The organism is Streptococcus mitis, assembly GCF_047464035.1.
Taxonomy (GTDB): Bacteria; Bacillota; Bacilli; order Lactobacillales; family Streptococcaceae; genus Streptococcus; species Streptococcus mitis_DX.
Genome location: NZ_JASHCQ010000005.1, coordinates 65565 through 84904, shown reverse-complemented (window position 1 = coordinate 84904; position 19340 = coordinate 65565). Strand labels below are relative to the sequence as shown.

Below are 19340 nucleotides of genomic sequence, written 5' to 3'. Positions count from 1 at the left end.
TTCTTACATAAGCGAATCTTAAAAAATTTCATTTTGATTTTAAAACTGTTCAAGAAAATCCAAAATATTCTATTTGTGAAAGAGAGGTGCCGACTGTGAAAGTCAATAAAATTCGTATGCGGGAAACAGTGATTTCCTACGCTTTCTTAGCACCAGTATTATTCTTCTTTGTCATCTTTGTATTGGTTCCTATGATTATGGGATTCATTACAAGTTTCTTTAACTATTCAATGACTAAATTTGAGTTTGTGGGATTGGACAACTACATTCGTATGTTTAAAGACCCTGTCTTTATGAAGTCTTTGATTAACACAGTTATTTTGGTTGTTGGATCTGTACCGATTGTTGTTCTCTTTTCGCTCTTTGTGGCGTCGCAAACCTACCATCAAAATGCTATTGCCAGATCTTTCTACCGTTTCGTCTTCTTCCTTCCTGTTGTAACAGGTAGTGTTGCCGTAACAGTTGTTTGGAAATGGATTTATGACCCATTATCAGGGATTCTAAACTTTGTCCTTAAGTCAAGCCATATCATCAGCCAGAATATTTCTTGGTTGGGAGATAAACACTGGGCATTACTGGCAATTATGATTATCCTCTTGACAACTTCAGTTGGTCAACCAATCATCCTCTACATAGCTGCTATGGGGAATATTGACAATTCACTGGTTGAAGCGGCTCGTGTAGACGGTGCAACTGAATTTCAAGTTTTCTGGAAGATTAAATGGCCAAGCCTTCTTCCAACAACTCTCTACATCGCAATCATCACAACAATTAACTCATTTCAAGTTTTCGCCTTGATTCAACTATTAACATCTGGTGGGCCAAACTACTCAACAAGTACCTTGATGTACTACCTGTACGAAAAAGCCTTCCAATTGACAGAATACGGCTATGCCAACACAATTGGTGTCTTCTTGGCAGTCATGATTGCGATCGTAAGTTTTGTTCAATTTAAAGCACTCGGAAACGACGTAGAATATTAAAGAAAGGAGACGGCTATGCAATCTACACAAAAGAAACCTTTAACAGCTTTCACTGTTATTTCAACTATTATTTTGCTCTTGTTGACCGTGCTGTTTATCTTTCCATTCTACTGGATTTTGACAGGGGCATTCAAATCACAACCTGATACAATCGTTATTCCTCCTCAGTGGTTCCCTAAAATGCCAACCATGGAAAACTTCCAACAACTTATGGTGCAAAACCCTGCTATGCAGTGGATGTGGAACTCTGTGTTTATCTCATTGGTAACCATGTTTTTGGTCTGTGCGACCTCTTCTCTAGCAGGTTATGTATTGGCTAAAAAACGTTTCTATGGTCAACGCATTCTTTTTGCAATCTTTATTGCAGCCATGGCTCTTCCAAAACAAGTTGTCCTTGTACCATTGGTACGTATCGTCAACTTCATGGGAATCCATGATACACTTTGGGCAGTTATCTTGCCTTTGATTGGATGGCCATTCGGGGTCTTCCTCATGAAACAATTTAGTGAAAATATCCCAACAGAGTTGCTTGAGTCAGCTAAAATCGACGGTTGTGGTGAGATTCGTACTTTCTGGAGCGTAGCCTTCCCGATTGTGAAACCAGGATTTGCAGCCCTTGCAATCTTTACCTTCATCAATACATGGAACGACTACTTCATGCAGTTGGTTATGTTGACTTCACGTCAAAACTTGACCATCTCACTCGGGGTTGCAACTATGCAAGCTGAAATGGCAACCAACTATGGTTTGATAATGGCAGGTGCCGCTCTTGCAGCAGTTCCAATCGTAACAGTCTTCCTAGTCTTCCAAAAATCCTTCACTCAGGGTATTACTATGGGAGCGGTCAAAGGTTAATACTCTGCGAAAATTGAATTCAAACTACGTCAGCGTCACCTTGCCATACTTAAGTATTGCCTGCGGTTAGCTTCCTAGTTTGTTCTTCAATTTTCATTGAGTATAGGAAAATAAATCTATCAAGATACAGAAATATATTTTATAGATTTAGAGAATATAGAGGTTATAAGTGTCTACAAAATGTTGGGTATTTTCTTACCTTGGAGATTTTGTTAGACACTTATAAACTTAAGAATGATTTTAGTTAACTATCAGAAACGAAGGAAAGAGTATGATTTTTGACGATTTGAAAAACATCACCTTTTACAAAGGAATTCATCCCAATCTAGACAAGGCTATCGACTATCTCTACCAGCACCGTAAGGATTATTTCGAATTAGGTAAGTATGAGATTGACGGGGACAAGGTCTTTCTAGTTGTTCAGGAAAATGTCCTCAATCAAGCTGAAAATGATCAATTTGAGCATCATAAAAACTATGCAGATTTGCATTTGCTGGTAGAAGGACATGAATATTCGAGCTACGGTTCACGTATCAAAGACGAGGCAGTAGCATTCGACGAAGCAAGTGACATTGGCTTTGTTCATTGTCATGAACATTACCCACTCTTGTTGGGTTATCACAATTTTGCGATTTTCTTCCCAGGAGAACCTCACCAGCCAAATGGCTATGCAGGTATGGAAGAGAAGGTTCGCAAATATCTCTTTAAAATTTTGATTGATTAAAAAATCAGGAGGAGCAAACATGGCACAAAAAGGAGTAAGCCTTATCAAGGCAGCATTTGATACAGATAACTTTCTCATGCGTTTTAGTGAGAAGGTCTTGGATATCGTCACAGCTAATCTTCTTTTTGTCGTCTCTTGTTTGCCCATCGTGACGATTGGAGTGGCTAAAATTAGCCTCTACGAGACTATGTTTGAGATTAAGAAGAGCAGACGTGTGCCTGTCTTTAAAATCTATCTAAGAGCTTTCAAGCAAAATCTGAAGCTAGGTCTTCAGTTAGGTTTGCTGGAGTTAGGCATTGTTTCATTAAGCCTTCTAGATCTCTATCTCTTCTGGGGTCAGACAGCTATGCCTTTCCAAATGGTGAAAGCTATTTGTCTAGGCGTTCTTATCTTCCTCACTATCGTGATGTTGGCTAGCTATCCCATCGCTGCACGCTATGATTTGACTTGGAAAGAAGTGCTGCAAAAAGGACTTATCTTGGCAAGTTTTAACTTTCCTTGGTTCTTCCTCATGTTAGCTATTCTCTTTCTTATTGTGATGGTTCTTTATCTGTCCGCCTTCAGTTTACTTTTAGGTGGCTCAGCCTTCCTGCTTTTTGGGTTTGGACTCTTGGTCTTTATCCAGACTGGATTGATGGAGAAAATTTTCGCAAAATACCAATAGGATGGCTTGTTTCTGAAACTACTTTCAAGCCCTAAACATTTCAAAATTCATATCGAAACTAAAATCTAAGTGTACACAAGATATTGAAAGCGTTTTTCATAAGGTGTATACTAAACACGTAAAGAATAAATCCTGCTTTTAGCAGAAAAAAAGAAATCTTAGGAGAAAATCTATGTCAGATTTAAAAAAATACGAAGGTGTCATTCCAGCCTTCTACGCATGTTATGATGATCAAGGAGAAGTAAGTCCAGAGCGTACGCGTGCCTTGGTGGAATACTTCATTGATAAAGGTGTTCAAGGTCTTTATGTTAATGGTTCTTCTGGTGAATGTATCTACCAAAGTGTTGAAGACCGCAAGTTAATCTTGGAAGAAGTCATGGCAGTTGCCAAAGGGAAATTGACCATTATTGCTCACGTAGCTTGCAATAATACTAAAGATAGTATGGAACTTGCTCGCCACGCAGAAAGCTTAGGAGTAGATGCTATTGCAACGATTCCGCCGATTTATTTCCGCTTGCCAGAATACTCAGTTGCTAAATACTGGAACGATATCAGTTCTGCAGCTCCAAATACAGACTACGTGATTTACAACATTCCTCAATTAGCTGGTGTTGCTTTGACGCCAAGTCTCTACACTGAAATGTTGAAGAATCCACGTGTTATTGGTGTTAAGAACTCTTCTATGCCAGTTCAAGATATCCAAACCTTTGTGAGCCTTGGTGGCGAAGACCATATCGTCTTCAACGGTCCAGATGAACAGTTCTTAGGTGGTCGTCTCATGGGAGCTAAAGCTGGTATCGGTGGTACATATGGTGCGATGCCAGAACTCTTCTTGAAACTCAACAAATTAATTGCTGATAAAGACTTGGAAACAGCACGTAAATTACAATACGCTATCAACGCTATCATTGGTAAACTCACTTCTGCACATGGAAATATGTACGGTGTCATCAAAGAGGTCTTGAAGATCAATGAAGGACTGAACATTGGCTCTGTTCGTTCACCATTGACACCAGTGACTGAAGAAGATCGTCCAGTTGTAGAAGCAGCTGCAGCCTTGATTCGTGAAACCAAGGAGCGCTTCCTCTAATCCATAAGGAGGTATTTATGACACACTACGTTGCAATTGATATCGGTGGAACAAATATCAAATATGGTTTGATCGACCAAGAAGGCCAACTTGTTGAATCGCATGAAATGCCAACAGAGGCGCATAAAGGTGGACCTCATATCTTACAAAAGACCAAAGATATCGTAGCCAGCTATTTAGAAAAAGGCCCAGTAGCAGGAGTTGCTATTTCTTCTGCTGGGATGGTGGATCCTGATAAGGGGGAAATTTTCTATGCTGGCCCTCAGATTCCTAACTATGCTGAAACTCAGTTTAAAAAAGAAATTGAGAGTACCTTTGAAATCCCTTGCGAGATTGAAAATGACGTCAACTGTGCAGGTCTTGCTGAAGCGGTATCTGGTTCAGGCAAGGGAGCGAGTGTCACCCTTTGCTTGACCATTGGAACCGGTATCGGTGGTTGTTTGATTATGGATGGGAAAGTCTTCCATGGATTTAGCAATTCAGCCTGCGAAGTTGGTTATATGCATATGCAGGATGGAGCTTTCCAGGATCTCGCTTCTACCACAGCCTTGGTAGAATATGTGGCAGCAGCTCATGGTGATTCAGTTGAACAGTGGAATGGCCGACGCATCTTTAAGGAAGCCACTGAAGGCAACAAGATTTGTATGGCTGGTATTGACCGGATGGTAGATTACCTTGGGAAAGGTCTGGCTAATATTTGCTACGTTGCTAATCCAGAAGTGGTCATTCTCGGTGGCGGTATCATGGGACAAGAGGCTATCCTCAAACCCAAAATCCGTACAGCCTTGAAAGAAGCCTTGGTACCAAGCCTAGCTGAAAAAACACGATTAGAATTTGCCCATCACCAAAACACAGCAGGTATGTTGGGTGCTTATTATCATTTTAAAACAAAACAATCCTAGTTTGGTTCAACCAAACTAGGATTTTCTAATCAAATTCCCTTGATTTTCTTTATAATTGTGAGATAATAAATAAAATATATAAAGGAGTTATATAAAATGGCTATAGCGAATTCAAGTAAAATTGTAACCTTCCAAGCTAATAGAGAATTGGTAAATGATGCCATGGAAGTGTTAAAAGAACAAAATCTCTCTCTTTCATCGGCACTCAGATTATTTTTAAAGAATGTTGCCGTAACAAATGAAGTAGATTTACTGAGTGAAGAGGAATTAGAGAAGGAGTATTTGTTTAGACAATTACAAGCAGAAGTTCAAGAAAGTTATGCCAAGATTGAGGCTGGAAATTACTTGACAGATGAGGATGTCGTGACACGCTATGGATTATAAAAAATATCGGATTTTGTATTCTCCTAAAGTGATTGATAGTCTGGATAAAATATATCAGTATATAGCAGAGGAAATCGGTTCTGTAGAGGCTGCGAGACGAAAAGTGGCGAGTATTAGAAAAGATATTAATCGGCTAGAAATTTTCCCCCAAGCTGGATTTGATGCTGATGAAAAATTTGGTAAGAAATTAGATCCTCGCTACCAAACGCGAGGATTGACCTTGAGTAAGGATTACATCGTATTATATACAATTGTTGAGGATACCGTCAGACTTGCTTATTTACTCCCTTCAAAAAGTGATTACATGAAATTATTCAAGACTAAGTCAAGATATGACTAATTCATAATTTTGAAGAGGTATGTTTGGTGATGAATAAAAATCCTAGTTTGGCTAAGCCAAACTAGGATTTTCTGACGCGTTTTTGTCTACGATAGCCGTTGAGTTTTTTATTTTCCCAATAGCTATTAAAGATTTTCTCCTTGCTTTCACGATTGATTTCCAAAAAGTAGGCATAAATTAAATCGATAAAGAAGAGCATAGGAAGTTGAGCGGATATTCGTTGGATGTAGGAGGATTGACTATGGGTGGCTACAAGAACAGTCTCTGTATAGGTCTGGCTATCTTTATTGGGAACACTTGTAAAAAGTACAGTTTTTGCCCCCATCTCCTTAGCATCTAATAGACTGTCTAAAATAGAAGGCGTTGAGCCAGAAAGTGAGAAACCCAGTACTAGACAATTCTCATCCATAATACTGGTTGTCCAAGCAAAGCCATCTTGATCGGTCAAAGCCTCGCAGACAACACCTAGACGCATGAAGCGCAATTTCATTTCACGAGCGACAAGGCCAGAACTCCCTGTCCCAAAGAAGTAGACACGCTCAGCATCTTCGATTAGCTGGGCGATTCGTTCCAGTTGTTCTTCGTCAATCAAGTCCTGTGTTTGTTCTCTCATGTTGCTATAACTTCTGAGGACTCGTTTTGTCAGTGGACTGTGTTTGTGAGAATGGGTGTCTTGTTTCTCTGCTTGATGTTGGTATTGGAAAATAAATTCTCGGTAGCCAGTAAAGCCACACTTTTTAGCAAAGCGAGTTAGTGCAGCCTGAGAGATATGTAATTTTTGAGTGACCTGTTGGGAAGATAAATCATCTGTAATCGTTTCAGCTTGCAAAAAATAGCGAGCGATTTCTTGCTCAAGGTCTGTCATTTCTTCAAAATGTGAATCAATGACAGTTGCGATATCTGGTTTGTCCATAGGGAAGGCTCCTTTAAATGAGTCGTATTGGAAAAAGACTAGATTATTGAACTTTTACATTCATTATAACATATAATATAGGGATGAATAAATAAAAACGTATCTTACCTTAAAAACGAAAAAAGCTTCTTTCTTTTCCATAATTTTCTGCTCAAATTATGGTACAATGAAGAGTAAGATTTTAAATAGAAATGAGACTGATTTGTATGAGAAAATTTAACAGCCATTCGATTCCGATTCGGCTTAATTTATTGTTTTCAATCGTCATTTTGCTCTTTATGGCCATCATTGGTCGTCTGCTTTATATGCAGGTTTTGAACAAGGATTTTTATGAGACAAAATTAGCATCTGCTAGTAAAACAAAGGTGACCACTAGCTCGGCCCGGGGCGAAATTTATGATGCCAGCGGCAAGCCTTTGGTTGAAAATACTGTGAAACAAGTTGTTTCCTTTACCCGAAACAACAAAATGACGGCTGCAGATTTGAAAGAAACAGCCAAGAAGTTGCTGGCTTATGTGGGAGTTTCTTCTCCAACATTGACTGATAGACAGTTGGCGGACTATTACCTAGCAGATCAAGATGTCTATAAGAAAGCAGTGGAAAGTTTACCACGTGAGAAGCGATTTGATTCTGATGGCAATCAATTATCTGAATCCGAGCTTTACAATAATACTGTTGAAAGTATCTATCCAAGCCAATTGGCCTACTCGGATGACGAAAAGAAAGAAATTTACCTCTTTAGCCAACTCAATGCAGTTGGAAATTTTGCGACAGGGACCATTGCGACAGACTCCTTGACAGATACTCAGATTGCCTTGATTGCTTCGGCTTCTAAGAATTTACCTGGTATCAGTATTTCAACTTCGTGGGATCGAAAGGTTTTAGAGACTTCACTTTCGTCTATAGTAGGAAGTGTATCCAGTGAAAAAGCTGGTCTTCCAGCTGAAGAAGCAGATGCTTATATCAAAAAGGGGTATTCTTTAAATGACCGTGTTGGGACTTCTTATCTAGAAAAACAATATGAAGAAACCTTGCAAGGGAAACGCTCGGTGAAAGAAATTCATCTTGATAAACATGGCAACATGGAAAGTGTCGAGAATATTGAAGATGGTACCAAAGGGAATAATATTAAACTGACTATTGATTTGGCCTTCCAAGATAGCGTGGACAATCTGCTTAAGAGCTATTTCAATTCCGAACTGGGAAATGGAGGAGCCAAGTATTCTGAAGGTGTGTATGCAGTTGCTTTGAACCCAAAAACAGGTGCGGTTTTGTCTATGTCAGGACTCAAACATGACTTGAAAACGGGAGATTTAACACCTGATTCCTTGGGAACAGTAACCAATGTCTTTGTCCCGGGTTCGGTTGTCAAGGCGGCGACCATCAGCTCTGGTTGGGAGAATGGAGTCTTATCAGGGAATCAGACCTTGACAGACCAACCGATTGTCTTCCAAGGTTCAGCTCCAATTAATTCTTGGTATACTCAAGCCTACGGTTCATTCCCGATTACAGCTGTGGAAGCCTTGGAGTATTCTTCTAATACCTACATGGTCCAAACGGCTTTGGGCATCATGGGTCAAACTTATCAACCTAATATGTTTGTTGGAACCAGCAATTTGGAATCAGCTATGGGGAAACTTCGTGCGACATTTGCTGAATATGGTCTTGGAGCTTCAACGGGTATTGATCTTCCGGATGAATCTACAGGATTTACCCCTAAGGAATATGACTTTGCCAATTACATTACCAATGCCTTTGGCCAGTTTGATAACTACACCCCTATGCAATTAGCCCAGTACGTTGGAACTATTGCCAACAACGGTGTTCGGATTGCCCCCCACATTGTCGAGGGGATTTATGGAAACAACGAACAAGGTGGCTTAGGGAACTTAATCCAATCTATTGAAACCAAGGAAATGAATAAAATTAATATTTCTGAGTCTGATGTTTCCATCCTCCAACAAGGCTTTTATCAAGTGTCACATGGTGGTAGTGCTTTGACAACCGGTCGTGCCTTTTCAAATGGCGCAGCGGTATCCATTAGTGGAAAAACAGGTACTGCTGAAAGTTATGTTGAGGGCGGTCAAAAAGCTAACAATACTAATGCTGTGGCCTATGCACCATCAGATAATCCTCAAATCGCTGTAGCTGTTGTCTTCCCTCATAACACCAACCTTACAAATGGTGTCGGACCTTCCATTGCGCGCGATATTATCAACCTCTATAACCAACATCATCCAATGAATTAGAAAGGAACGTATGCTTTATCCAACACCTATTGCTAAGCTAATTGACAGTTATTCGAAGTTACCGGGTATCGGGATTAAGACGGCTACCCGTCTGGCCTTCTATACTATTGGAATGTCTGATGACGATGTCAATGAATTTGCTAAAAATCTCCTTTCTGCTAAGAGAGAGCTGACCTACTGTTCCATCTGCGGTCGCCTGACTGATGACGATCCTTGCTCTATCTGTATCGATCCGACTCGTGACCAGACAACGATTTTAGTTCTCGAAGATAGTCGCGATGTGGCAGCCATGGAGAATATCCAAGAATACCACGGGCTCTATCATGTCTTACATGGTCTTATTTCTCCCATGAATGGTATCAGTCCAGATGATATCAATCTCAAGAGCCTTATGACTCGTCTTATGGATAGTGAAGTTTCAGAAGTGATTGTGGCGACCAATGCTACAGCGGACGGGGAAGCGACTTCGATGTATCTTTCACGTTTGCTCAAGCCAGCTGGTATCAAGGTTACGCGTCTAGCGCGAGGTCTCGCTGTCGGAGCGGATATTGAGTATGCGGACGAAGTGACACTCTTACGAGCCATTGAAAATCGGACAGAGCTGTAAGTCTAGACAAATTAACAAACTCAATTCATTTATATAAAAATCACGGAGACCGACAGTTGTTTTATCGGTCTCTTTTTAGATTTCTTGAGCACCAGCATCAGGTTCAAGTTTCAAAAAAGAAGCAAATATGATATACTAAAGAACGAGTATTCTATTAGAATTGGAACAAATAATATGAAACAAACGATTATTCTTTTATACGGTGGACGTAGTGCAGAGCGTGAAGTCTCTGTTCTTTCAGCTGAGAGTGTGATGCGTGCGGTCAACTACGACCGTTTCACAGTCAAGACTTTCTTCATCAGCCAGTCAGGTGACTTTATTAAAACGCAAGAATTTAGCCAGACTCCAGGTCAAGAGTATCGTCTTATGACCAATGAAACCATTGATTGGGATAAGAAAGTTGCACCAAGTGCTATCTACGAAGAAGGTGCAGTGGTCTTTCCAGTCCTTCATGGTCCGATGGGAGAGGATGGCTCTGTTCAAGGCTTCCTCGAAGTTTTGAAAATGCCGTATGTCGGATGTAATATCTTGTCATCTAGCCTTGCCATGGACAAAATCACGACCAAACGTGTGTTAGAATCTGTCGGGATTGCCCAAGTTCCTTATGTGGCCATTGTCGAAGGTGATGATGTGACTGCTAAAATTGCCGAAGTTGAAGAAAAATTGACTTATCCAGTCTTCACAAAACCGTCAAACATGGGTTCTAGTGTCGGTATTTCTAAATCTGAAAATCAAGAAGAACTCCGCCAAGCTTTGGAACTTGCCTTCCGATATGACAGCCGTGTCTTGGTTGAGCAAGGAGTGAATGCCCGTGAAATCGAGGTTGGTCTCTTGGGTAACTACGATGTTAAGAGCACGCTGCCAGGAGAAGTTGTCAAGGATGTTGCCTTTTACGACTATGACGCCAAGTATATTGACAACAAGATTACCATGGATATCCCAGCCAAAATCAGTGATGATGTGGTAGCTGTCATGCGTCAGAATGCAGAAACAGCCTTCCGTGCGATTGGTGGCCTCGGTCTATCTCGTTGCGATTTCTTCTATACAGATAAGGGAGAGATTTTCCTCAACGAGCTCAATACCATGCCAGGTTTCACCCAGTGGTCAATGTATCCACTTCTTTGGGACAATATGGGAATCAGCTACCCAGAACTAATCGAGCGTTTGGTTGACCTTGCCAAGGAAAGTTTTGACAAGCGCGAAGCGCATTTGCTATAAAATGAAAGAGAGGGTAGAAGCCAGAACCATCACTGAAAGGTGACTAGAGTTCTCGAGCTTCGACCCTTTTTAAAGGAGTAGAAATGAAATTAACAATCCATGAAGTGGCTCAAGTTGTAGGAGCTAAAAATGATATTAGCATCTTTGAGAACACCCAGTTAGAGAAGGCTGAGTTTGACAGTCGCTTAATTGCGACGGGGGACTTGTTTGTGCCCCTCAAAGGTGCGCGTGACGGTCATGACTTTATCGAAACAGCTTTTGAAAATGGCGCTGCTGTAACCCTGTCTGAGAAAGAGGTTGCAAATCATCCCTATATTCTAGTAGATAATGTCTTGACTGCCTTTCAAACCCTAGCTGCATACTATCTTGAAAAAACAGCAGTTGATGTCTTTGCTGTCACAGGTTCAAATGGTAAAACAACGACCAAGGATATGTTAGCTCACTTGCTATTAACAACTTACAAAACCTACAAAACACAAGGCAACTACAATAATGAGATTGGCCTTCCTTACACAGTTCTCCATATGCCTGAAGGAACAGAAAAGTTGGTCTTGGAGATGGGACAGGATCACTTGGGAGATATTCATCTCTTGTCAGAATTGGCTCGTCCAAAAACAGCCATCGTGACCTTGGTTGGAGAAGCCCATTTGGCTTTTTTCAAAGACCGTTCTGAAATTGCTAAAGGAAAAATGCAAATTGCAGACGGGATGTCTTCGAATTCCTTGCTTTTAGCGCCAGCTGACACTATTGTAGAGGACTACTTGCCAACTGATAAAAAGGTAGTTCGTTTTGGCCAAGGAGCAGAGTTGGAAATTACCGACTTGGTTGAGCGTAAGGATAGCTTGACCTTTAAGGCCAATTTCTTGGAGCAACCCCTTGATTTGCCAGTGACTGGTAAGTACAATGCCACCAATGCTATGATTGCATCCTATGTTGCCCTGCAAGAAGGAGTTCCAGAGGAGCAAATTCGTCAGGCCTTCCAAAATCTTGAATTGACGCGTAACCGTACCGAGTGGAAGAAAGCGGCCAATGGAGCAGATATTCTGTCTGACGTATACAATGCCAATCCAACTGCTATGAAGCTGATTTTAGAGACTTTCTCTGCCATTCCAGCCAACGAAGGTGGCAAGAAAATCGCTGTCTTGGCGGACATGAAGGAACTTGGTGACCAGTCTATTCAACTCCATAATCAGATGATTTTGAGCCTTTCTCCAGATGTGCTTGATACAGTTATTTTCTATGGAGAAGACATTGCAGAATTGGCCCAATTGGCTAGTCAAATGTTCCCAATCGGCCACGTTTACTACTTCAAGAAAACAGAAAACCAAGACCAATTTGAAGACCTAGTTAAGCAGGTCAAAGAAAGCCTTGGAGTGCATGACCAAATCCTGCTCAAGGGCTCTAACTCTATGAATTTGGCCAAGTTGGTAGAAAGTTTAGAAAATGAAGCTAAGTGATTTTGTCAAACATTTACGTATTTCTAAATTCATTTTTCTTAAGTAGCATGGTATAATAAAATGCAGGAAAATTTTGAAACATGAGGAAGACTAGATGAATTTATGGGATATTTTCTTTACGACCCAAGCAACAGAGCCACCCAAGTTTGATCTTTTTTGGTATGTCAGTATATTTACACTCTTGGCCTTGACCTTTTATACAGCCTATCGTTATCGTGAAAAGAAGGCTTATCAACGATTTTTCCAAATCTTGCAGGCAGTTCAGTTAATCCTTCTTTATGGATGGTACGGGGTTAATCATATGCCATTGTCAGAAAGCTTACCCTTTTACCATTGCCGTATGGCTATGTTTGTGGTGCTTTTGCTTCCTGGTCAGTCTAAATATAGGCAGTATTTTGCATTACTAGGAACATTTGGGACATTAGCTGCCTTTGTTTATCCAGTGCCAGATCCCTATCCTTTCCCACATATTGCCATTTTGTCCTTTATCTTTGGGCACTTAGCTCTCTTGGGGAACTCACTGGTTTATCTCTTGAGACAGTACGATGCGAGAATGCTAGATGTGAAAAGAATTTTTCTCATGACCTTTGCATTAAATGCCTTGATTTTTGTGGTCAATTTAGTAACAGGTGGAGATTACGGATTCTTGACAAAACCGCCATTGGTTGGAGACCATGGCTTAGTAGCTAATTATTTAATCGTTTCTCTAGCCTTATCAGCAGCGATTACGTTAACAAAGAAAATCTTGGAACTATTTTTAGAACAAGAAGCAGAAAAAATGATTGCAAAGAAAGCTTGATTTTAAGCTTTCTTTTTTTCATAAATCTGATTTTTTATAACTTGTTTGGAAAATAAAAAAAGCTGAGGAACGAATGTGAAAAAATGGTAAGTAAATTTAGGAAAAACTAAGCACGATTGGATTTTTTGTGTTATAATATTCTGTGAATAGCTATGCCCTATTTTAGCTATTTTGAATAGAAGTTTGAAACTTGGAAGAGAGAGGATGCGATGTAATGGCTAGAGATGGTTTTTTTACAGGCTTAGATATCGGAACTAATTCGATTAAAGTATTGGTTGCCGAACTTAGAAATGGTGAACTTAATGTAATTGGTGTAAGTAATGCCAAGAGTAAAGGTGTAAAGGATGGGATTATCGTTGATATCGAAGCAGCAGCAACTGCTATCAAGTCAGCTATTTCCCAAGCAGAAGAGAAAGCTGGCATTTCAATCAAATCAGTGAATGTTGGTTTGCCTGGAAATCTTTTGCAAGTAGAACCAACTCAAGGTATGATTCCAGTTACATCTGATACAAAAGAAATTACAGATCAAGATGTTGAAAATGTTGTTAAATCAGCCTTGACAAAGAGTATGACACCAGATCGTGAAGTCATTACTTTTATTCCAGAAGAATTTATCGTAGATGGTTTCCAAGGTATTCGTGACCCGCGTGGCATGATGGGTGTTCGTCTTGAAATGCGTGGTTTGCTTTACACAGGTCCCCGTACTATTCTTCACAATTTACGTAAGACAGTTGAGCGCTCAGGTGTTCAAGTTGAAAATATTATTATTTCGCCATTGGCTTTGGTTCGTTCAGTCTTGAACGAAGGTGAGCGTGAATTTGGAGCTACTGTGATTGATATGGGAGCAGGTCAAACAACTGTTGCTACAATCCGTAACCAAGAACTCCAGTTTACAAATATTCTTCAAGAAGGTGGAGATTATGTCACAAAAGATATCTCTAAAGTCTTGAAGACTTCACAAAAACTAGCTGAAGGATTGAAATTGAACTATGGTGAAGCCTACCCTTCACTTGCAAGTAATGAAACCTTCCAAGTTGAAGTGATTGGTGAAGTAGAGCCTGTTGAGGTTACAGAAAGCTACCTAGCAGAGATTATTTCAGCTCGCATTAAACACATTTTTGAACAAATCAAACAAGAGTTGGAAAGAAGACATTTGTTGGATCTTCCAGGTGGGATTGTTCTGATTGGTGGAAATGCTATTTTACCAGGTATTGTAGAACTTGCGCAGGAAGTATTTGGCGTTGGTGTTAAACTTTACGTTCCAAATCAAGTTGGAATCCGTAACCCTGCCTTCGCTCATGTGATTAGCTTATCTGAATTTGCTGGTCAATTGACTGAAGTGCATTTGTTAGCACAACGAGCAGTCAAGGGTGAGGATACTTTGCGTCACCAACCAATTAATTTTGGTGGGATGATTCAACGTGTTACGCAGGTAGCACAACCTACCCCTATTCAACCAGTTCAAAATACTGAGGTAGAGCAATCAGCTTCTACGAACGTAGTTGCTCCAAAAGAAGATAAAGTATCTTCTCAAAATAAACCAAAAATCGCAGATCGCTTCCGTGGTTTAATTGGAAGTATGTTTGATGAATAAAAGAGGAAAAATAAACTATGACATTTTCATTTGATACAGCGGCTGCTCAAGGTGCAGTGATTAAAGTAATCGGTGTTGGTGGAGGTGGTGGTAACGCCATTAACCGCATGGTTGACGAAGGTGTTGCAGGCGTAGAATTTATCGCAGCAAACACAGATGTACAAGCTTTGAGTAGTACAAAAGCTGAGACTGTAATTCAGTTAGGTCCTAAATTGACTCGTGGTTTGGGTGCTGGCGGTCGACCTGAAATCGGTCAAAAGGCAGCCGAAGAAAGCGAAGAAGCCTTGACTCAAGCTATTACTGGAGCAGATATGGTCTTCATCACTGCAGGTATGGGAGGTGGCTCAGGTACGGGTGCAGCTCCTGTTATTGCCCGCATTGCTAAAGATTTAGGTGCTCTTACAGTTGGTGTTGTGACACGTCCTTTCGGTTTTGAAGGAAGCAAACGTGGCCAATATGCTGTAGAAGGAATCAATCAACTTCGCGAACATGTAGATACTCTATTGATTATTTCAAACAACAACTTGCTTGAAATTGTTGATAAGAAAACGCCACTTCTTGAAGCTCTTAGCGAAGCAGACAACGTACTTCGCCAAGGTGTTCAAGGAATTACTGACTTGATTACAAATCCTGGTTTGATTAACCTTGACTTTGCCGATGTGAAAACAGTTATGGCAAATAAAGGGAACGCTCTAATGGGTATTGGTATCGGTAGTGGTGAAGAACGTGTGGTAGAAGCAGCTCGTAAGGCAATCTACTCACCACTTCTTGAAACAACTATTGACGGTGCTGAGGATGTCATCGTCAACGTTACTGGTGGTCTTGACTTGACTTTGATTGAAGCAGAAGAAGCTTCAGAAATTGTCAACCAAGCTGCTGGTCAAGGAGTGAACATCTGGCTCGGAACATCAATCGATGAAAACATGAAAGATGAAATCCGTGTTACAGTCGTTGCAACTGGTGTTCGTCAAGATCGTGTTGAAAAAGTTGTTGGTCATGCACCAAGACAAGCTGTTCGTCATGAGCAAGCAAGTCCTAGCCATGCACACAATCATAATCGTCACTTTGATATGGCCGAAACTGCAGAAATTCCAAGTCCAGCACCTCGTCGTACAGAAACTTCTCAATCTTCAGCATTTGGTGATTGGGACTTGCGTCGTGAGACAATTGTTCGACCAACTGATTCAGTGGTATCACCAGTTGAACGTTTCGAAGCACCATCTTTACACGATGAGGATGAATTAGACACTCCTCCATTTTTCAAAAATCGTTAAGTAAATGAATTTGAAAGAAAATACAGAACGTGTTTTTCAACAAATAAAAGATGCAAGTCAGCAGGCAGGAAGAGAAGCCAATTCTGTTTCGGTTCTTGCTGTTACAAAATATGTAGACGTACCGACAGCGGAGGCTTTGCTTCCGCTAGGTGTGCATCATATTGGTGAAAATCGTGTGGATAAATTTCTTGAGAAATATGAAGCTTTAAAAGGTAGAAATATTACCTGGCATTTGATTGGAACCTTGCAAAGACGCAAGGTTAAAGATGTCATTCAGTACGTTGATTATTTCCACGCTTTGGATTCATTAAAGCTAGCAGAGGAAATTCAAAAAAGAAGTGACCGAGTTGTTAAGTGTTTCTTACAAGTGAATATCTCAAGGGAAGAGAGCAAACATGGTTTTTCAAAGGAAGAACTATTGGAGCTCTTGCCAGAGTTGGCCACCTTAGATAAAATCGAATATGTCGGCTTGATGACCATGGCACCTTTTGAAGCTAGTAGTGATGAGTTGAAAGAGATTTTTAAAGCTACGCAGGATTTGCAACTAGAAATTAGAGAAAAACAAATTCCCAATATGCCAATGACGGACTTGAGTATGGGTATGAGTCGTGACTACAAGGAAGCGATTGAATTTGGCTCAACATTTGTCAGAATTGGTTCAGCATTTTTTAAATAGGAAAGAACTATGTCTTTAAAAGATAGATTTGATAAATTTATAGATTATTTTACAGAAGATGGAGAAGATGTGGGTACTACTTATCAGTCTAAAGCTGAAGATCCGATTGTGACTCCAGTCCCTTCTGTTCAAGAGTTGCCTCAACAAGCTGCTAGCACGCCATCTAAAGATAAAAACATCACTCGTCTTCATGCCCGTCAACAAGAGTTGGCTATGCAAAGTCAACGTTCTACTGATAAGGTGACAATTGATGTTCGTTATCCACGCAAATATGAAGATGCCACAGATATTGTTGATTTATTAGCTGGTAACGAAAGTATTTTGATTGATTTCCAATATATGACAGAAGTCCAAGCTCGTCGTTGTTTGGATTATCTGGATGGGGCACGTCACGTTTTAGCTGGTAACATGAAAAAGGTAGCATCTACTATGTACTTGCTGACACCAGTTGATGTTGTCGTCAATATTGAAGATATCAAAATCCCAGATGAATCACAAAATGGTGAATTTGGTTTTGACATGAAACGTACGAGAGTGAGATAATGCTCTTTCTCATTCGTTTTATTCAAAATGCAGTGGATATCTATTCACTGATTTTAATCATTTTTGCTCTGATGTCTTGGTTCCCTAATGCTTATGAATCACGTCTTGGGCGTTTGATCATTAGTTTAGTGAAACCGATAATAGCTCCCTTGCAACGTTTACCCCTCCAGATTGCAGGTCTTGACTTGTCTGTCTGGATTGCGGTATTACTAGTTCACTTCCTAGGGGAACAGTTGATTCGACTTTTAGTGATTTTTCTATGAACAAGATGATTTATCAACACTTTTCTAAGAATGATTCATCTTTTATTGATAAGGGAGCAGAATGGATAAAAAAGGTAGAAGATTCGTATTCTCCTTTTTTAACACCCTTTGTAAATCCCAATCAAGAAAAGATTTTAAAGGTTCTAGCATCAACAAACGGCATCTCCTACATGAGCAGTCGGCAGTTTCTCGAAACTGAATATGTACGGGTTCTCCTGTATCCTGATTATTTTGAGCCAGAATTCTCTGATTTTGAACTATCCTTGCAAGAAATAGTCTATCCTAATAAGTTTGAGCGCTTAACACATGCAAAAATATTAGGGACTGTTTTAAATCAGCTGGGAATCGATAGGAAGCTATTTGGTGATATCTTAGTCAATGAAGAGAGGGCACAGATTATCATTAATCGACAGTTTATGCTCCTTTTTCAAGACGGCATTACGAAAGTTGCTCGTTTACCGGTTCGTCTAGAAGAACGGGATTTTACTGAGAAAATTGCTACAGTAGAAGATTATCAAGAATTAGATATTTGTATCGCTAGTTCTAGATTAGATGTTTTTCTAGCAGGTGTCTTCAAGTTGTCTAGAAATCAGGCAAGTCAGCTAATTGAAAAACAGGCAGTCCAAGTGAATTACCATTTAGTTGAAAAATCAGATTATGCAGTCCAAGTTGGTGATTTGATTAGTGTTAGGAAATTTGGTCGATTGAAACTCGTTAGAGATAATGGGCAAACAAAAAAAGATAAAAAGAAATTAACGGTCCAATTGTTATTAAGTAAGTGAGGAAAAATATGCCAATTACATCGTTAGAAATCAAAGATAAAACCTTTAGCACACGCTTTAGAGGGTTTGATCAAGAAGAAGTAGATGAATTTTTAGATATTGTAGTCCGTGATTATGAAGATTTGGTTCGCTCTAATCATGATAAGGATTTACATATTAAGAGTTTGGAAGAGCGTTTGTCTTACTTTGATGAGATGAAAGATTCATTGAGCCAGTCTGTATTGATTGCACAAGATACAGCAGAGCGAGTAAAACAAGCTGCTACGGAACGTTCAAACAATATTATCCAACAAGCAGAGCAAGATGCCCAACGTTTGTTGGAAGAAGCTAAGTACAAGGCAAATGAAATTCTTCGTCAAGCAACTGACAATGCTAAGAAAGTTGCTGTTGAAACAGAAGAATTGAAGAACAAGAGCCGTGTCTTCCATCAACGTCTTAAATCTACAATTGAAAGCCAGTTAGCAATTGTTGAATCTTCAGATTGGGAAGATATTCTTCGCCCAACTGCGACTTATCTTCAGACAAGTGATGAAGCTTTCAAAGAAGTGGTTAGCGAAGTCTTAGGTGACTCTGTCTTGCAACAACATCCAGAGGAAGAACCAATTGATATTACTCGCCAGTTTTCTCCCGAGGAAATGGCTGAGTTGCAAGCGCGTATCGAAGCGGCTAATAAGGAACTTGCAGAAGCCGAAGCAAGAGCTGAGCAGGAACAAGTGGTTTCACCAACTCCGGTTGTTGAAGAAAGTCCAGCTCATCCAGTTGGTCCAATGTATGAGGAGCCAGAAGTAGCTCCAAGCCATTACTCAGGTCCAACACCAGCTACTGAAGCTGTAAACTCAGAACCAGGTTTTGCGGCACCGCAAGAATCTGTTACAATTTTATAAGAAATAATCTGAGAACAATATCTTATCCTTATATTTCCAGCGAGCAGGAGATGGTGTGAGTCCTGCATTCCCTAACGATAAGATTATCCTCTCAAAAACTCAAGTCTGAAGCTAGTAAGATTTGACGTTCCCCACGTTA

General features: G+C 40.1%; 21 protein-coding genes. 20 read left to right on the top strand and 1 reads right to left on the bottom strand.

Annotated elements, in window-relative coordinates:
• The first annotated feature begins 116 nt into the window (after positions 1-116).
• From QM818_RS03160 to QM818_RS03125, 8 genes are all read left to right on the top strand, one after another.
• Positions 117-983 carry a carbohydrate ABC transporter permease gene (locus tag QM818_RS03160; RefSeq protein WP_153193231.1) on the top strand — a complete coding sequence of 289 codons (867 nt, stop codon included), beginning with the start codon at positions 117-119 and terminating at the stop codon, positions 981-983.
• Positions 984-998: 15 nt separating this feature from the next.
• Entirely contained in the window at positions 999-1838 is an 840-nt protein-coding gene (locus QM818_RS03155) for a carbohydrate ABC transporter permease (protein WP_033676563.1), read from the top strand.
• 271 nt (positions 1839-2109) lie between these two features.
• Positions 2110-2562 carry a NanQ anomerase/TabA/YiaL family protein gene (locus QM818_RS03150; RefSeq protein WP_143952409.1) on the top strand — a complete coding sequence of 151 codons (453 nt, stop codon included), beginning with the start codon at positions 2110-2112 and terminating at the stop codon, positions 2560-2562.
• Between the two features lie 19 nt (positions 2563-2581).
• On the top strand, positions 2582-3226 hold the full coding sequence (locus QM818_RS03145) for a YesL family protein (protein WP_261024804.1): 645 nt from the start codon (positions 2582-2584) through the stop codon (positions 3224-3226).
• A gap of 172 nt (positions 3227-3398) precedes the next feature.
• Entirely contained in the window at positions 3399-4316 is a 918-nt protein-coding gene (locus tag QM818_RS03140; RefSeq protein WP_143952407.1) for a dihydrodipicolinate synthase family protein, read from the top strand.
• Positions 4317-4333: 17 nt separating this feature from the next.
• Positions 4334-5218, top strand: a complete 885-nt coding sequence (locus QM818_RS03135) for an ROK family protein (RefSeq protein ID WP_033684863.1) — start codon at positions 4334-4336, stop codon at positions 5216-5218.
• 96 nt (positions 5219-5314) lie between these two features.
• Positions 5315-5602: a type II toxin-antitoxin system RelB/ParD family antitoxin gene (relB, locus tag QM818_RS03130; RefSeq protein WP_000951987.1), complete on the top strand. Its 288-nt coding sequence runs from the start codon at positions 5315-5317 to the stop codon at positions 5600-5602.
• On the top strand, positions 5592-5942 hold the full coding sequence (locus tag QM818_RS03125) for a type II toxin-antitoxin system RelE/ParE family toxin (RefSeq protein ID WP_033684864.1): 351 nt from the start codon (positions 5592-5594) through the stop codon (positions 5940-5942). Before relB ends, QM818_RS03125 begins: the two co-directional genes overlap by 11 nt.
• 61 nt (positions 5943-6003) lie before the next feature.
• Here the strand turns inward: QM818_RS03125 and QM818_RS03120 are convergent, their stop codons facing one another.
• Entirely contained in the window at positions 6004-6855 is an 852-nt protein-coding gene (locus tag QM818_RS03120; protein WP_247933096.1) for a MurR/RpiR family transcriptional regulator, read from the bottom strand.
• Positions 6856-7046: 191 nt separating this feature from the next.
• On the opposite strand from QM818_RS03120, the gene pbp2b reads away from it, so the two are divergent.
• The 12 genes from pbp2b (at position 7047) to QM818_RS03060 (ending at position 19201) form a co-directional block, all read left to right on the top strand.
• A complete protein-coding gene (pbp2b, locus tag QM818_RS03115) occupies positions 7047-9104 on the top strand; it encodes a penicillin-binding protein PBP2B (protein ID WP_414299904.1) in 2058 nt (685 codons plus the stop codon).
• A 10-nt stretch (positions 9105-9114) separates the two neighbouring features.
• Complete coding sequence (gene recR, locus QM818_RS03110; protein WP_023946149.1) at positions 9115-9711, top strand: recombination mediator RecR; 597 nt, start codon at positions 9115-9117, stop codon at positions 9709-9711.
• Positions 9712-9885: 174 nt separating this feature from the next.
• On the top strand, positions 9886-10929 hold the full coding sequence (locus QM818_RS03105) for a D-alanine--D-alanine ligase (protein WP_143952402.1): 1044 nt from the start codon (positions 9886-9888) through the stop codon (positions 10927-10929).
• Between the two features lie 83 nt (positions 10930-11012).
• Positions 11013-12386 (top strand): UDP-N-acetylmuramoyl-tripeptide--D-alanyl-D-alanine ligase, encoded by a 1374-nt coding sequence (locus QM818_RS03100; protein WP_261081201.1) that lies wholly within the window; start codon positions 11013-11015, stop codon positions 12384-12386.
• Between the two features lie 94 nt (positions 12387-12480).
• Complete coding sequence (locus QM818_RS03095; RefSeq protein WP_049502428.1) at positions 12481-13185, top strand: YwaF family protein; 705 nt, start codon at positions 12481-12483, stop codon at positions 13183-13185.
• 214 nt (positions 13186-13399) lie between these two features.
• A complete protein-coding gene (gene ftsA / locus QM818_RS03090; RefSeq protein ID WP_033688313.1) occupies positions 13400-14779 on the top strand; it encodes a cell division protein FtsA in 1380 nt (459 codons plus the stop codon).
• A 17-nt stretch (positions 14780-14796) separates the two neighbouring features.
• Positions 14797-16053 carry a cell division protein FtsZ gene (gene ftsZ / locus QM818_RS03085; protein ID WP_000144254.1) on the top strand — a complete coding sequence of 419 codons (1257 nt, stop codon included), beginning with the start codon at positions 14797-14799 and terminating at the stop codon, positions 16051-16053.
• A 4-nt stretch (positions 16054-16057) separates the two neighbouring features.
• Positions 16058-16729: a YggS family pyridoxal phosphate-dependent enzyme gene (locus QM818_RS03080; RefSeq protein ID WP_261027507.1), complete on the top strand. Its 672-nt coding sequence runs from the start codon at positions 16058-16060 to the stop codon at positions 16727-16729.
• Between the two features lie 9 nt (positions 16730-16738).
• Entirely contained in the window at positions 16739-17272 is a 534-nt protein-coding gene (locus QM818_RS03075; RefSeq protein WP_414299903.1) for a cell division protein SepF, read from the top strand.
• The gene (locus QM818_RS03070; RefSeq protein WP_000898129.1) at positions 17272-17535 is read left to right on the top strand and encodes a YggT family protein; all 264 of its coding nucleotides are present in this window, start codon (positions 17272-17274) and stop codon (positions 17533-17535) included. The genes QM818_RS03075 and QM818_RS03070 overlap by 1 nt, the downstream gene beginning before the upstream one ends.
• On the top strand, positions 17532-18317 hold the full coding sequence (locus QM818_RS03065) for a YlmH family RNA-binding protein (RefSeq protein WP_414299902.1): 786 nt from the start codon (positions 17532-17534) through the stop codon (positions 18315-18317). Before QM818_RS03070 ends, QM818_RS03065 begins: the two co-directional genes overlap by 4 nt.
• 8 nt (positions 18318-18325) lie before the next feature.
• Positions 18326-19201, top strand: coding sequence for a DivIVA domain-containing protein (locus tag QM818_RS03060; RefSeq protein ID WP_414299901.1), 876 nt, complete (start codon positions 18326-18328; stop codon positions 19199-19201).
• The last annotated feature ends 139 nt before the right edge of the window (positions 19202-19340 follow it).

Bases quoted from the DNA above. Each gene is read 5' to 3' on its own strand.
- QM818_RS03160 (WP_153193231.1), top strand. From the start codon at position 117: ATGCGGGAAACAGTGATTTCCTACGCTTTCTTAGCACCAGTATTATTC.
- QM818_RS03155 (WP_033676563.1), top strand. From the start codon at position 999: ATGCAATCTACACAAAAGAAACCTTTAACAGCTTTCACTGTTATTTCA.
- QM818_RS03150 (WP_143952409.1), top strand. From the start codon at position 2,110: ATGATTTTTGACGATTTGAAAAACATCACCTTTTACAAAGGAATTCAT.
- QM818_RS03145 (WP_261024804.1), top strand. From the start codon at position 2,582: ATGGCACAAAAAGGAGTAAGCCTTATCAAGGCAGCATTTGATACAGAT.
- QM818_RS03140 (WP_143952407.1), top strand. From the start codon at position 3,399: ATGTCAGATTTAAAAAAATACGAAGGTGTCATTCCAGCCTTCTACGCA.
- QM818_RS03135 (WP_033684863.1), top strand. From the start codon at position 4,334: ATGACACACTACGTTGCAATTGATATCGGTGGAACAAATATCAAATAT.
- relB (WP_000951987.1), top strand. From the start codon at position 5,315: ATGGCTATAGCGAATTCAAGTAAAATTGTAACCTTCCAAGCTAATAGA.
- QM818_RS03125 (WP_033684864.1), top strand. From the start codon at position 5,592: ATGGATTATAAAAAATATCGGATTTTGTATTCTCCTAAAGTGATTGAT.
- QM818_RS03120 (WP_247933096.1), bottom strand. From the start codon at position 6,855: ATGGACAAACCAGATATCGCAACTGTCATTGATTCACATTTTGAAGAA.
- pbp2b (WP_414299904.1), top strand. From the start codon at position 7,047: ATGAGACTGATTTGTATGAGAAAATTTAACAGCCATTCGATTCCGATT.
- recR (WP_023946149.1), top strand. From the start codon at position 9,115: ATGCTTTATCCAACACCTATTGCTAAGCTAATTGACAGTTATTCGAAG.
- QM818_RS03105 (WP_143952402.1), top strand. From the start codon at position 9,886: ATGAAACAAACGATTATTCTTTTATACGGTGGACGTAGTGCAGAGCGT.
- QM818_RS03100 (WP_261081201.1), top strand. From the start codon at position 11,013: ATGAAATTAACAATCCATGAAGTGGCTCAAGTTGTAGGAGCTAAAAAT.
- QM818_RS03095 (WP_049502428.1), top strand. From the start codon at position 12,481: ATGAATTTATGGGATATTTTCTTTACGACCCAAGCAACAGAGCCACCC.
- ftsA (WP_033688313.1), top strand. From the start codon at position 13,400: ATGGCTAGAGATGGTTTTTTTACAGGCTTAGATATCGGAACTAATTCG.
- ftsZ (WP_000144254.1), top strand. From the start codon at position 14,797: ATGACATTTTCATTTGATACAGCGGCTGCTCAAGGTGCAGTGATTAAA.
- QM818_RS03080 (WP_261027507.1), top strand. From the start codon at position 16,058: ATGAATTTGAAAGAAAATACAGAACGTGTTTTTCAACAAATAAAAGAT.
- QM818_RS03075 (WP_414299903.1), top strand. From the start codon at position 16,739: ATGTCTTTAAAAGATAGATTTGATAAATTTATAGATTATTTTACAGAA.
- QM818_RS03070 (WP_000898129.1), top strand. From the start codon at position 17,272: ATGCTCTTTCTCATTCGTTTTATTCAAAATGCAGTGGATATCTATTCA.
- QM818_RS03065 (WP_414299902.1), top strand. From the start codon at position 17,532: ATGAACAAGATGATTTATCAACACTTTTCTAAGAATGATTCATCTTTT.
- QM818_RS03060 (WP_414299901.1), top strand. From the start codon at position 18,326: ATGCCAATTACATCGTTAGAAATCAAAGATAAAACCTTTAGCACACGC.